The 12485-nt window shown below is 66.7% G+C and carries 13 protein-coding genes; 5 read left to right on the top strand and 8 right to left on the bottom strand.

Annotated elements, in window-relative coordinates:
* Window positions 1-1737, bottom strand: a 1737-nt coding sequence (locus V7066_RS07260; RefSeq protein WP_334182396.1) for a DUF885 domain-containing protein, incomplete at its 3' end; no start/stop codon positions are given.
* 114 nt (window positions 1738-1851) lie between these two features.
* Here V7066_RS07260 and V7066_RS07255 point away from each other — a divergent pair.
* Window positions 1852-2043 (top strand): hypothetical protein, encoded by a 192-nt coding sequence (locus V7066_RS07255; RefSeq protein WP_442947310.1) that lies wholly within the window; start codon window positions 1852-1854, stop codon window positions 2041-2043.
* A 36-nt stretch (window positions 2044-2079) separates the two neighbouring features.
* Here V7066_RS07255 and V7066_RS07250 read toward each other — a convergent pair whose 3' ends face one another.
* Entirely contained in the window at window positions 2080-2736 is a 657-nt protein-coding gene (locus V7066_RS07250) for an alpha/beta hydrolase (RefSeq protein WP_334182395.1), read from the bottom strand.
* Window positions 2737-2866: 130 nt separating this feature from the next.
* On the opposite strand from V7066_RS07250, the gene V7066_RS07245 reads away from it, so the two are divergent.
* From V7066_RS07245 to V7066_RS07235, 3 genes are read left to right on the top strand one after another with little or no spacing between them, the layout of a single operon-like run.
* A complete protein-coding gene (locus tag V7066_RS07245; protein ID WP_334182394.1) occupies window positions 2867-3922 on the top strand; it encodes a cysteine desulfurase family protein in 1056 nt (351 codons plus the stop codon).
* A complete protein-coding gene (locus V7066_RS07240) occupies window positions 3919-4998 on the top strand; it encodes a cysteine desulfurase family protein (RefSeq protein WP_334182393.1) in 1080 nt (359 codons plus the stop codon). The genes V7066_RS07245 and V7066_RS07240 overlap by 4 nt, the downstream gene beginning before the upstream one ends.
* Window position 4999: 1 nt before the next feature.
* Window positions 5000-5332, top strand: coding sequence for a 2Fe-2S iron-sulfur cluster-binding protein (locus tag V7066_RS07235; RefSeq protein WP_334182392.1), 333 nt, complete (start codon window positions 5000-5002; stop codon window positions 5330-5332).
* A gap of 42 nt (window positions 5333-5374) precedes the next feature.
* On the opposite strand, the gene V7066_RS07230 is transcribed toward V7066_RS07235, so the two are convergent.
* A complete protein-coding gene (locus V7066_RS07230) occupies window positions 5375-6088 on the bottom strand; it encodes a DUF4349 domain-containing protein (RefSeq protein ID WP_334182391.1) in 714 nt (237 codons plus the stop codon).
* Window positions 6089-6339: 251 nt separating this feature from the next.
* On the opposite strand from V7066_RS07230, the gene parC reads away from it, so the two are divergent.
* The gene (gene parC / locus V7066_RS07225; protein ID WP_334182390.1) at window positions 6340-8634 is read left to right on the top strand and encodes a DNA topoisomerase IV subunit A; all 2295 of its coding nucleotides are present in this window, start codon (window positions 6340-6342) and stop codon (window positions 8632-8634) included.
* A 167-nt stretch (window positions 8635-8801) separates the two neighbouring features.
* Here parC and V7066_RS07220 read toward each other — a convergent pair whose 3' ends face one another.
* Genes V7066_RS07220 through V7066_RS07200 form a run of 5 tightly spaced genes read right to left on the bottom strand, consistent with a single transcriptional unit; the run spans window position 8802 to window position 12443 of the window.
* Window positions 8802-9458, bottom strand: a complete 657-nt coding sequence (locus V7066_RS07220; protein WP_334182389.1) for a retropepsin-like aspartic protease family protein — start codon at window positions 9456-9458, stop codon at window positions 8802-8804.
* A 43-nt stretch (window positions 9459-9501) separates the two neighbouring features.
* The gene (locus V7066_RS07215) at window positions 9502-10143 is read right to left on the bottom strand and encodes a retropepsin-like aspartic protease family protein (protein WP_334182388.1); all 642 of its coding nucleotides are present in this window, start codon (window positions 10141-10143) and stop codon (window positions 9502-9504) included.
* Entirely contained in the window at window positions 10140-11312 is a 1173-nt protein-coding gene (locus V7066_RS07210) for a CCA tRNA nucleotidyltransferase (protein ID WP_334182387.1), read from the bottom strand. Before V7066_RS07210 ends, V7066_RS07215 begins: the two co-directional genes overlap by 4 nt.
* Window positions 11305-11898, bottom strand: a complete 594-nt coding sequence (locus V7066_RS07205) for a CoA pyrophosphatase (protein WP_334182386.1) — start codon at window positions 11896-11898, stop codon at window positions 11305-11307. Before V7066_RS07205 ends, V7066_RS07210 begins: the two co-directional genes overlap by 8 nt.
* A complete protein-coding gene (locus V7066_RS07200; protein WP_334182385.1) occupies window positions 11895-12443 on the bottom strand; it encodes a DUF1285 domain-containing protein in 549 nt (182 codons plus the stop codon). The genes V7066_RS07205 and V7066_RS07200 overlap by 4 nt, the downstream gene beginning before the upstream one ends.
* Window positions 12444-12485: the final 42 nt, after the last annotated feature.

The following is a 12485-nucleotide window of genomic DNA, read 5'->3' as shown; positions in this document are numbered from 1 at the left end:
CAAGTCGTAGCGCGCGCCGAGGGCCGCCTGGGCGCGGCTGCGCTGGCGGTTGATCTCGGAGTGACCCATCTTGTAGCCGCAGGCCTGGCCCGGCCAGGAGCAGTAGCGGTCCACTTCGTTGACCACTTCCTCGCGCTTGTTGCCGTTCTGCTCCATGAAGAAGCGGACGGCCTGTTCGCGGCTCCAGCCCTTGGAGTGCAGGCCGGTATCGACGACCATGCGGCAGGCGCGGAAGGCGATCGACTGGAGATAGCCGAGCTGTCCGACCGGATCGTCCGCATAGGCGCCGAGTTCGTCGGCCAGCTGCTCGCCGTAGAGCGCCCAGCCTTCCGAATAGGCGTTGAAGGCCAGGATCGAGCGGATCAGCGGCAGGCGGTTGGCATATTCGCCCTGCCAGACGTGGCCGGGGATCGCCTCGTGATGGACCAGCGTGGGCAGGTCGTACTTGCGGTGCAGGTCGGTGGTGCGCAAGTTGATCCACATCTTGCCCGGAACCGAGCCGTCGATCGAGCCGGCGCCGCCATAGGCGGTCGGCGCGCCGGGTTCCTCGGCCAGCGGCAGGCGGCGCACTTCGACATTGCCCTTCACCGGATCGCGGAAGGCGCGCGGCATCTGGGCGCGGATCCAGTCGATGCGGTGGCGGATGAAGGCCATGATCTCGGTGCGACCGGGATCGCCTTCGGGGAACATGAAGCGCTTGTCGGTGCCGAGCGCGGTCATGCGTTCGCCGACGGTGCCGGTGGTGTAGCCGAGCTTCTTGAGGATCGGGGCCATGCGGGCGTGGAGCGCGGCCAGTTCCTCAAGTCCGCGGCTGTGGATTTCCTCGGCGGGGACCGGGGTGGTGGTGCTGGCGCGCAAGGCCCAGGCGTAGAACTCGGCGCCGTGCGGACGCTCGCGCATGCCCGGATCGCTCTTGGCAAGGCCGCGCTGGCGCTTGAGTTCGGCCAACTGGCGTTCGAGTGCAGGCACGACTTCGCCCGACACGATGGCCTTGGTGCGGTTTTCCCAGTCGCCGGGGATCGTCTTGGTGCGGCCGACCAGCGAGGAGACGAGGCCGCCGCCGTTGTTGCGGGCGTCCTCGATCGTGCTGGTCATCTGCGCGATGGCGCGGTCGAGCAGGAAGTCGGGCGGGACGAGCCCCTCGTCGGTGGCCTTGCGAATGCGCTCGAGTTCGCCGTCGAGCTGCTTGTCGAACTGCGAGAGACGCGAGACGTAGGCTTCGGCGTCCTCGGCGGTCTTCACCGGATGGTCGGCGTCGAGGAACTTGGGCGTGTCGAGATAGGCGCCGACGTTCTGGATGACGACATAGGGGGTGTTGCGCCAGCTGCCCACGGCAACGTCGCCATAGGGCTGGGCGAACCCGTCGAGCGAGGTCTTGTAGGCGCTGCGCACGACCGCGAGGCTGGTCTGCGTCGCATGATCGAGGCCGGTCGCCGGGAATGCCTCGACGCGGGCGAGGTCCTCGCGCAAGGTCCGGGCGAGCGCGGCCTTGCCGGCGAAGGAGCGGTCCTCGGCCTTGGCTCGCAGCGCGGCATGGGCGCCGATATCGACGCCGAGACCGGTGGCGTTCTCGGGATTGTGGCCCAGCAGGTTCCAGGCGATCGAATCGAGCAGGGCGGCGGCGTCCTGCTGGTTCGAAGCCATGGCGGCGCGGGCCACGCCCGGAAGCGCGACGCTGGCGGTGCCGGCGGCGAGGAGCTGGAGGGTGGTGCGCCGCGAGAGAGGGGCGGCCGTCATGTCAGGGTTCTTCATGGCGGCGAAATCTGGCCGGGCCGCCTGCCCGTGTCAAACCCGCTCGCGCGGTGTGAACGAGTGGGCTAGGGATAAGCCATAGATATTGCCCTTTCGCTGATGACCCTGACTATCGTGGCGCTCGTGCTGGGCGCGATTGCGCTCTTTCGGCGGGGCGGCAGTCGCAAGCAGGCCGGGCTCATGCTGGTGCTGGCGGGCGTGCTGATCGCGAATGTCGCGATCTGGACCCTGCCGAATTCGGAGGGCGAGTCTCTGGTGAAGGCTGCGGATACGAAAAAGGCGCCGGAGTAAGCTCCGGCGCCTTTTCGTTTCGACGGGACGTTTCGATTACTTGATCGGACAATCCGGCGCGAGGCGCATGTCGAGGTAGTTGTCCACCGAGCGCATCAGTTCGTCCATCTCGTTCTCGAAGAAATGGTTCGCGCGCGGGATTTCGTCGTGGTGGATGGTGATGTGCTTTTGCGTGCGCAGCTTGTCGACCAGCTTCTGCGTGGCGACCGGGGTGGCGACTGTGTCGCCCGCGCCCTGGATCAGGATGCCCGAAGCGGGGCAGGGGGCGAGGAACGAGAAGTCGTACATGTTCGCCGGCGGGGCGACCGAGATGAAGCCGCGAATCTCGGGGCGGCGCATCAGCAGCTGCATGCCGATCAGCGCGCCGAACGAGTATCCGGCGATCCAGGTGGTCGAGGCTTCGGGATGGATCGACTGCACCCAGTCGAGCGCCGCTGCCGCGTCGGACAGTTCGCCCACGCCGTTGTCGAAGCTGCCCTGGCTGCGGCCGACGCCGCGGAAGTTGAAGCGCAGGGTCGCGAAGCCGCGCGCCACGAAGGTCTTGTAGAGGTGCTGGGTGATGCGATCGTTCATCGTCCCGCCCGCCTGCGGATGCGGGTGAAGGATCATCGCCACGGGCGCGCGCGGGCGCGGCGCGGGCTGGAAGCGGCCTTCGAGGCGACCTTCGGGTCCGGGGAAGATGACTGCGGGCATAAGTTTCGCGAACCTGACCTGTTGAAACTCCCGCGAAAACGGCAGCGATTTGCTCGCCGGCCATCGCGGGAGTGGAAAAAGGGAAGATCGCTATATAGAAACCTTCGCTCCGAAAACAACTTTTCAAGCGATGTCAGCCTCACAGATCTATCTCGACCACGCGGCGACCACGCCGCTCCTGCCTCAGGCGCGCGAGGCGTGGCTGGAAGGGGCCGCGCTCTGGGCCAATCCGTCCAGCCCGCATAAGCAGGGACGTGCCGCCCGCGCCGCGCTGGAAGATGCGCGCGAGCGGGTGAAGAAGGCGCTCGGCTGGCAGGGCGAAGTCCTCTTCACCTCCGGCGCCAGCGAGGCTCTGGCCATAGGTCTTGGCCGTGCCAAGGCCGAGCGGCGGCTGGTCTCGGCGGTGGAGCACGATGCCGTCTACCGCGCCGCGCCCGATGCGCAGGAACTGCCGATGCGCGAGGGCGAGGTGGATCTCGATGCCCTGGCCCAAGTGCAGGGATTGCCCGGGAGGGCGGTCGTGGCGGTGCAGTCGGTCAATTCGGAGACCGGCACGGTGCTGCTGCCTTATGCGGTCAATCCTCTCGTCGACCGGGTGCGCGAGGCGGGCGGTCTGGTGCTGGCGGACTGCTCGCAAAGCGCTGGCAAGATGCCGCTGCCCGATGCGGACATGGTGGTTCTTTCCGCGCACAAGCTCGGCGGTCCGATCGGCATCGGCGCGCTGCTGGTCAAGGACTTCGCCATGCTGGAACCGAGCGGCGGGCAGGAGCGCGGCTATCGGGCCGGAACGGAAAACCTGCCGGGGGCGCTCGGCTTCGCGGCGGCGCTGGAAGCGGGGGGCGTGGAAAGCTGGGCGACGACGGCGGAGCAGCGCTTCGACTTCCGGAACGCGCTGCTGCGGCATGGCGAAGTGCTCCAGCCCGGCGTGCAATGCTCGCATATCTTCGCCGTCGCCGCGCCGCGACTGGCCGCCACGGCGATGCTGATCCGCATGGATGCCATGGGGTTCGCGATCTCGGCGGGGAGCGCCTGTTCGTCCGGTACGCTCAAACAGAGCAGGGTGCTCAAGGGCTTCGGGATCGACGAGGACCTTGCTCGCCGGACCGTGCGCGTCAGCGTGGGCTGGAATACCACGCCGGAGCATCTCGATGCCTTTGCCGAGGCCTGGGCGAAAGTGAACGCGTGATCTATCTCGACTATCAGGCCACGACACCGCTCGCCCCGGAAGCGCGCGAGGCGATGCTGCCGTGGCTGGGCGGCCCGGAAGCCATGGGTTTCGCCAATCCGCACAGCCCGCATAGGCCGGGCCGGGCCGCCGCCGCCATCGTCGAAGTCGCGCGCGAGCAGGTCGCCGCGTTGCTGCCTCCCGGCGGGCGGGTGATCTTCACCTCGGGTGCGACCGAGGCGATCAATCTTGCGCTGGTGGGGAGTGGGGCGAAGGGGCTTGCCGTTTCCGCCATCGAACACGCTGCGGTGCTGGATACGGCGCGGGCGATCGAGCCGGCGACCGTCATTCTGCCGGTGGACGGGACCGGCCTCGTCGATCCCGCAGTGCCGATCCCGGCGGGGACGGGGCTTGTTGCGGTGATGCAGGTCAACAACGAGATCGGCACCGTCCAGCCGGTCGCGGCGCTGGCCGAACGTGCCCATGCGGCGGGAGCGCTGTTCCTCTGCGATGCTGTTCAGGGGGCGGGAAAGCTGGCGGCGCCCGCCGGGGCAGACTTGATCGCGGTTTCCGCGCACAAGCTCTACGGACCCAAGGGTATCGGCGCGCTCTGGATACGTGACGGGCTGGACCTCGCGCCGATGATTCATGGTGGCGGGCAGGAGAAGGGGCTGCGGTCCGGCACGCTCAGTCCTGCGCTATGTGCCGGGTTCGGCGCAGCGGCGAAACTGGCAGCCTCGCGGATGAATGAGGATGCTGCCCACGTCGAAACGCTGTGGCATGCGGCGCGCGAAGGGTTCTCGCGTTGGACGCTGAACGGCTCTCCGGAGCATCGCTGGCGCGGAAATCTCAACGTGCGCCTCCCCGGTCTCGACGTGGCGCGACTCATGTCGGACCTCAGGAATCTGGCCTTTTCCGCCGGTTCCGCCTGCGCCAGCGGGTCGGGACGCCCCAGCCACGTCCTCAAGGCGATCGGACTTTCCGATTCCGATGCCAAAGCCTCTATCCGTCTGGGATTCGGGCGATATAGTGACCTTGGGGAGCTGAAGGATGCCTGCGAACGTATAGAAGCCGCAGCGGCGGCGCAGGGAGTCTGAGTTGCTGAACGTGAGGTTTTTGACCGCGGAAGGAAAACTCGTCCTGGCCGAGGCCGAGACGGGAGACGTGCTTCTGCGCGTGGCGCAAGGCGCCGGCATGCCGCTGGAAGGGACGTGCGAAGGCCAGATGGCCTGCTCGACCTGCCATGTGATCGTCTCGCCCGACTGGTTCGACCGTCTGGAACCCGCCTCGATGGACGAGGAAGACATGCTCGACCTCGCCGCCGGAGTGGCGCGGACCAGCCGCCTGTCGTGCCAGATCGAGCTGACGGAAGCACTGGACGGGCTGGAAGTGCGGATACCCGGCGTTTCGCGGGATATGCAGATCGGCTGAGCGTCACCCCGGACTAGCCCGGGATGACGAACTTCGGCCTGTTCAGACTTCCTCGCCCGGTTTCTTGCGGCGGCGATAGAGTTTCATCGCCTGGTGAATGCCCAGTCCGACCAGCCCCAGCGGCACGATGATGGCTGCGGCCTGGATGAGGAGGCCGATGACCACACCCAGTATGGTGCCCACATTCCCGAGAGCACCCCGGATCGGTCCCATGAAGCCACCGCTCGACGGCGTCCCGGCTTCGTAGGATATGTTTATCCGACTGTAATCGACGCGGCCCTGCATTTCCGCGAGCCAGCTTTTCGCTTCGTCGATCTCTTCATTGACCTTGGCGACGCCGCGTTCGGCTTCGACCAGTTCGGCGACGGTGCCCTTGCGGCTGGCCAGCACTTCCATCAGCCGGTCACGCAGCACGCTGCGCGCGCGCAAACGGGCTTCGGTGTCCACGATCTGTTTCGAGAGGTCTTCACCCGAAATCCCGCTCGAAACCTCTTCGCCTTCCGCAGCGCCGGCGATTTTTCCGAGTTCGGTTCCGAATGCGCGGGCGCGAGGTGCTGCGACCGCCAGCGAGAGGCTGCCCGAGGCGTAGTCGCCCTCGGCGCCGCTCTGCTTCATGTCGAGGATCTGGCAGACTTGCGGGCCTTGCTTCTCGCAGAGATCGGCCTGTTTGCGCTGAACCTGCGGGATCGCGGCAGCGGCCAGCCGATAGCCGTACTCGTAGACATAGGCGATCTTCGGCGCATTCGGTGCGCTCACGGCGATAGGATCGCTATTCCCGGCTGCGACTTCTTCCTTGGCATCGGTTGTCGTGACTTTTTGAAGCCCACGAGGAGACTCGCTCCCACAACCGGCAAGCGCCAGCAATGCGATTGCGATGAGTGATTTGCGCATCGTTTCCCCCTTGGATGGCACACTGATTCGAAAGCGGACGCTATCCGAGCGGCAAGCTATGGAAAACGCTGAAAAGCGGCTTTGGCACAAGGATGCGCGCTGCTAGGGTCGCCCGCATGGTGACCACGACAGACGAAGATTCAGATCCGTTCGACGCCATCGTCGACGCGCCTTTCGATGCCGCGCTGTCCGAGCGTTATCTCGTCTACGCCCTGTCGACGATCACGGCCCGCTCGCTGCCGGACTTGCGCGACGGGATGAAGCCGGTGCACCGCCGCCTGCTCTGGGCGATGCGGCAGCTGAAGCTCGATCCCGCCAGCGCCTACAAGAAGTCGGCCCGCGTCGTCGGCGACGTCATCGGTAAGTACCACCCGCATGGCGACGCCTCGGTCTACGATGCGATGGTGCGCCTCGCGCAGGACTTCTCGCTGCGCTATCCGCTGGTGCAGGGGCAGGGCAACTTCGGCAATATCGACGGCGATAATGCGGCGGCCTATCGCTACACCGAAGCGCGCCTGACGCGCACGGCGATCCACCTCATGGCGGGGCTGGACGAAGGCACCGTCGATTTCGTGCCTACCTATAATGGTGAAGAGAGCGAGCCGGAAATCTTCCCCGGCATCTTCCCGAACCTGCTGGCGAACGGCTCCACCGGCATCGCCGTGGGCATGGCGACCTCGATCCCCAGCCACAACGTCGCCGAGATCATCGACGCGACCTTGATGCTGATCGACAATCCCCATGCCGAGCACGACCAGCTCATGCAGGTCTTCCACGGCCCGGACTTCGCGACCGGCGGCCTGGTGGTCGACAGTCCCGAAGCGATCAGCCATGCCTATGCCACCGGCAAGGGCGCCTTCCGGGTACGCGGGCGGTTTTCGACCGGGAAAGACAAGGCCGGCAACTGGGAAGAGACCGGCGTCGAGAAGCTGGGCAGCGGCCAGTGGCAGCTCGTCATTTCCGAAATTCCCTACATGCTGCCCAAGGGCAAGCTGATCGAGCAGGTCGCCGCGCTTATCGCCGACCGCAAGCTGCCGATCCTCGAAGACATCCGCGACGAGAGTGACGAGCAGATCCGCATCGTCTTCGTGCCCAAGAGCCGCAATGTCGATCCCGAGATGCTCAAGGAGAGCCTCTACAAGCTGACGGATCTGGAAAGCCGCTTCTCGCTCAACCTCAACGTGCTGGATTCGCACCGCACGCCGGGGGTCCTGGGGCTCAAGCTGCTGCTGTCCGAATGGGTCTACAGCCAGATCGACATCCTGCTGCGCCGCACCCGGCACCGGCTCGACAAGATTGCCTCGCGGCTGGAACTCGTCGCCGGCTACATCATCGCCTATCTCAACCTCGACCGGATCATCGAGATCATCCGCACCGAGGACGAGCCCAAGCCGGTGATGATGGCGGAGTTCGGACTGACCGATCGTCAGGCCGAGGCCATTCTCAACATGCGCCTGCGTTCCTTGCGCAAGCTGGAAGAGATGGAGCTTCGCAAGGAGCACGAGGAACTGCTCAAGGAGCAGGACGAGCTGAACAAGCTGCTCGAAAGCCCGGCGCGCCAGCGTACCCGCCTCAAGCGCGATCTTACCAATCTGCGCAAGGACTATGCCGAAGATACCGAAATCGGCCGCCGCCGCACCACGATTGCGCAGGCGACGCCGACGGTCGAATTCTCGATGGACGCGATGATCGAGAAGGAGCCGGTGACGGTGATCCTCTCGCAGCGCGGCTGGATTCGTGCGGCGAAGGGCCACGTCGGGTTGGATGGCGACTTCAAGTACAAGGAAGGCGACGGCCCGGCCTTCGCGTTCCATGCGCAGACCACCGACAAGATCCTGATCGCGGTGGACAACGGGCGGTTCTACACTCTCGGCGCCGACAAGCTGCCGGGTGCGCGCGGTTTCGGCGAGCCGATCCGCACCATGATCGATATCGACGCCGATGCCCACATCGTTGCGGCGCTGCCCTACAAGGCCAAGGCGCAGCTGCTGCTCGCCTCGAACATCGGTCGCGGCTTTGCGGCCGAGGCGGACGAGCTTCTGGCCGAAACCCGCAAGGGCCGTGCGGTCATGTCCACCAAGCAGGGCGTGCAGCTGTCCTTCGTTCGCGAGATTCCGGCGGAGCACGATCACGTCGCTGTGGTCGGCGACAATCGCAAGCTGGTGATCTTCAGCCTGGAGGAACTACCGGTCATGGCCAAGGGCCAGGGCGTCACGCTCCAGCGCTATCGTGACGGCGGGCTGTCGGATATCATCACGCTCAAGCTGGAGGATGGCCTCTCGTGGACGATGGGCGGCGATACCGGCCGCACGCGGACCGAGAAGGACATGGTCATGTGGAAGGTCGCGCGCGGCGCGGCGGGTCGCCTGCCGCCGGTCGGATTCCCGCGGGACAACAAGTTTCAAGGGTAACTCGAAGAGTTACCCGCAGTCCCGGACTTGATCCGGGACCGCTGGCAACTCTTTAGGCGCGAGCTTGTAAATCAGCCGTCTGCCGAGATTTCGGCGCGGCTAGAGTATCAGTTCCTGCCCCAGCCTTTGCGAGGGCAGGCAAGTCCGGGACGACGTAATCGTCAGGATTACGTCGCCGGTTGCGGGTGATGCGGCACGAGGATCAGCGTGCGGCCCTCCACCCGCCAGCTCGCCAGCCGCGAGAGGAGGTTCATGCCGATGACGTTCTGGTCCTCCAGCCCCGGTGCCACGACCACATCGAGCTGACGCGCGACGACGCTGCCGAAGCGCAGTTCGTCCACCGTGCCAAGCTGCGCCGCGACCGTGCCGTTGGCCGTGCGCATGGCGATGTTCTGGCGCAGCGGCTGCGCGCGGACTTCTGCCTCATTGGCAAGCCGGGGCGAGATCGCGGTCAGCGTCGCGCCGGTGTCGACGAGGAAGTCGCCCTCCACGCCGTTGATCGTGGCGTGGACCCAGAAGTGGCCGTCCGGCTTCATCGGCACGCGGGTTTCGCCGCCGCTCACGCTCTGGCGCGAGAGGCCCAGTTCCGGAAGTTCGAGGCCGGGCAGGGCGAAGTCCATGCCGCTGGTGAGACGGGTGGCCTGCGCTACCGTCAGCAGCAGCGCGGCGAGGAGGCCGAGATTGCCGATTCCGCGAATGAAGCCGCCGAACAGCGGCAAGGGGCCGCGCAGCAGGCCGCCCAGCACGGTGATGAAGATCGCCGCGAGTGCAAGCGCCAGCAGCGGCTGGCTTGCGAGGAAGGACAGGAGTTCGGGAAAATCCATCAGCAGCCCATAACAGGAACATCCTGTCTGAAGGCTGACAGGATCACGGCTTCGGCGCGGCGCGCGGAACGAGGATCAGGCGGTTGTTCTCGACGCGCCAGCTTGCGAGCTGGGAAAGCAGGTTCATGCCGATGACGTTGGTTTCCACCTCGCCGTCGGGACCGATCGCCATCGGCAGGCCGTGGGCCTGGATCGAGCCGAACTCGAGCGTGCTCGCCGTGCTCATGCGGGCGACGATCGTGCCGTTTGCGGTGTCGAGCATGACGCCCTGATCGTCGGGATCGGGCTGGAGACCGGCGCGGGCGGCGACGGATTTCGAAACGCCCGTGTAGGTCGCGCCGGTGTCGACGAGAAAGTCCACCGACTCGCCGTTGAGCCTGGCCTGCACCCAGTAGTGTCCGTCCGCGCGCAGGGGGATCACTGTCTCACCGCCTTCGACCGAAGGGGGGCGTGTTTCGTCCAGCCAGAGCGCGGCTTCCGAGCGGGTGTTGTGGAGCGCGATCTGCGTCACCGTCAGGAGCAGCGCGGCGACGAGGCCGAGGTTCGACAGGTTCCGCAGGGTCTGGCCGAGGCGCGGGCGGCGCTGGGCCAGCATGCCAGCCGCCACCGCGACGAGAATGGCCAGGATGGTCAGCGCGAGCAGCGGCTTTTCATAGAGAAGGCTGCCCAGTTCGCCGAGGTTCATGAGTTCTGGCCTGCCAGTTCGGCGTCGAGGAGCGCGGAGACGCGGGCCTCGTCCGGGAATCCTTCGGCGATCCAGCGGTCCTCGACCCGGCGCAGCAGGCGGGCGACTTCCGGCCCGGCACCGACGCCGCGCGCCACGATCTGCCCGCCCTTGAGCGGGAAGGACGGAACCTCCCAGCCGGAGAGGGGCGAGGCATCGGCTCCGGCGATCAGTACGCGGTCGAGCGCACCCTCGATGCCGAGGCGATAGGCAAGGGCACGAGGCTCTGCGGCTTCGTCGGTGCGGGCGGCGGCCGCGGCGAGGCGCTTCTTCTGGGCGCCGGAAAGGCGGAAGCGGGAGGCGACCTGTTCGGCCAGCGATACTTGCGCGGGCAGCAGCGCGGCGAGGCGGCGGATTGCCTCGGGGCGCGCGCCCTGGGCCCGCTCTACGGCAGTGAGGGCGGCAAGGGCCTCGGGACGGGCTTCCGGCAGGATCACCGCCAACACACCCAGTTCGGCCATGCGGGTCACGGTCGGCGCCGGGTCGGGCAGGCCCAGCAGGTTCATCATCTCCATGCCAACCCGCTCGCGCGACAGGCCCTTGAGCGTCGGTGCGAGTTCGGAACAGGCCGCTTCGGCCTCCGCGTCGGCGGGCAGGGTGCCAAAGCGGGCCTGGAAGCGGAAGTAGCGCAGGATACGCAAGTGATCCTCGCGGATGCGCTGGTGCGCGTCGCCGATGAAACGCACATGCCGCGCGGAAAGGTCTTCAAGACCGCCGAACCAGTCGAAGATCTCGCCCGTGACCGGATCGGCGTAGAGGGCATTGATCGTGAAGTCGCGCCTCGCGGCATCCTCGCGCCAGTCGGTGGCGAAGGCCACGGTGGCGCGGCGGCCGTCGGTGGAGACGTCGTGGCGCAGGGTGGTGATCTCGACCGGACCGCCGGGCAGCACGGCGGTGACGGTGCCGTGCTCGATCCCGGTGGGAACGTGGCGGATCTTCGCCTCCCAGAGCCGCTGCATGACCTGTTCGGGCAGCAGCGAGGTCGCCATGTCGATATCCTTGACCGGCTGGCCCAGCAGGGTATCGCGCACCGCGCCGCCGACGTAGCGGGCATTGGCTCGGCCCAGCGCGGCCACGAGCGCGGCAAGGTCGTCGCGGGCCATCCAGTCGGCGGTGAGTTTCTCAGTCATTCCAGTTCAGCCTGCGGGCAAGATTGTGAAGGATGGCGCCGGTGACGCCCCAGATGCGGTGATCGTACCAGGTGATCTCGACGAAGGCATGGCGGGCGCCTTCGGCCTCGATCCATTTCGTCTTCTGGTTGGCCGGGTCGAGGACGAATTCGGCCGGGGCTTCGAACCATTGCGCCACTTCGGCGGGGTTCGGGACGATCGGCAGGTCGGGCGGGATCACTCCGATCACCGGGGTGATCTCATAGCCGCTGCCGGTGCGGTAGAGGTCGCTGGTGCCGATCACCTGCACGTCTTTCGGGTGTATTCCCAGCTCCTCGTGCGCTTCCCGCAGAGCGCCCTCCACAGCGGTTTCGCCGGGGTCGAGGCGGCCGCCGGGAAAGGCGATCTGGCCGGGATGGGCGCGCATCGTCGAGGGGCGGTGCAGCAGCAGCATGCCCGGACGCGGGCGCTCGGTCAGGGTGATGAGCACGGCGGCGGGCTTGAAGGTCTCGATCGCGTGGATGCGCGGATCTATCCAGAGCTCGCTGGGAGCAGCCTCCTGACCGATGGCGAAACGGCGGGAGACGTCGTCGAACAGGGTGCTCATGCGGGGATGAGCCCGAAGGTCGTGCCCTGGCTGGAAACCGTGAGATCCTCGCCGCGCTCAAGGGCGATCTCCACGAGCTGCGCGTAAGTGCTGCGGTTAAGCCGTGCCTCGGTGCCGTTACGGACGCCGAGATAGATCGCGGGAGTCTCGGGATCGCCTTCGCTGCGGATCGGATGGTCCGGTCCGGCGATGACGAGATCGTCGGTGTTGAGCCGGAATATCAGCGCATTGCCTTCCTGCCGGACATCGATGGCGATGAAGGGCACGTCCTCGACCTCGATCGACAGCTTCTCGACCGGCGTGACCAGCCAATGCTGCCCCTCGTCGTCCCGGAGCAGCAGCGAGGCGAAGGCGCGGACCATGGCGGGACGGCGTATCTCGCCGCCCTGATGGAACCAGCGACCGTCGGCGCGGATCGTCATCTCGCTGTCGCCGAGGTGCTGCGGCGACCACTGCGCCACCGGCGGCAGCTTGCGCGCCGCGACCAGTTCGGCGACCTGGGCGAGCGAAAGGGCGTTCAGTTCGGGCGGCGGTTCATACGGCATGGCTTTCCGATGCCAGATCGGGCGCCGCGCGCCAAGGTCCAG

The organism is Novosphingobium sp. (assembly GCF_036820275.1).
Taxonomy (GTDB): Bacteria; Pseudomonadota; Alphaproteobacteria; order Sphingomonadales; family Sphingomonadaceae; genus Novosphingobium.
This window is presented reverse-complemented; position numbering and strand designations above follow the sequence as displayed.

Excerpts from the sequence above, each read along its gene's own strand:
- V7066_RS07220 (WP_334182389.1), bottom strand. The coding sequence starts at position 9,458 with ATGGATTTTCCCGAACTCCTGTCCTTCCTCGCAAGCCAGCCGCTGCTG.
- V7066_RS07245 (WP_334182394.1), top strand. The coding sequence starts at position 2,867 with ATGTCAGCCTCACAGATCTATCTCGACCACGCGGCGACCACGCCGCTC.
- V7066_RS07210 (WP_334182387.1), bottom strand. The coding sequence starts at position 11,312 with ATGACTGAGAAACTCACCGCCGACTGGATGGCCCGCGACGACCTTGCC.
- parC (WP_334182390.1), top strand. The coding sequence starts at position 6,340 with ATGGTGACCACGACAGACGAAGATTCAGATCCGTTCGACGCCATCGTC.
- V7066_RS07215 (WP_334182388.1), bottom strand. The coding sequence starts at position 10,143 with ATGAACCTCGGCGAACTGGGCAGCCTTCTCTATGAAAAGCCGCTGCTC.
- V7066_RS07255 (WP_442947310.1), top strand. The coding sequence starts at position 1,852 with ATGACCCTGACTATCGTGGCGCTCGTGCTGGGCGCGATTGCGCTCTTT.
- V7066_RS07200 (WP_334182385.1), bottom strand. The coding sequence starts at position 12,443 with ATGCCGTATGAACCGCCGCCCGAACTGAACGCCCTTTCGCTCGCCCAG.
- V7066_RS07205 (WP_334182386.1), bottom strand. The coding sequence starts at position 11,898 with ATGAGCACCCTGTTCGACGACGTCTCCCGCCGTTTCGCCATCGGTCAG.
- V7066_RS07250 (WP_334182395.1), bottom strand. The coding sequence starts at position 2,736 with ATGCCCGCAGTCATCTTCCCCGGACCCGAAGGTCGCCTCGAAGGCCGC.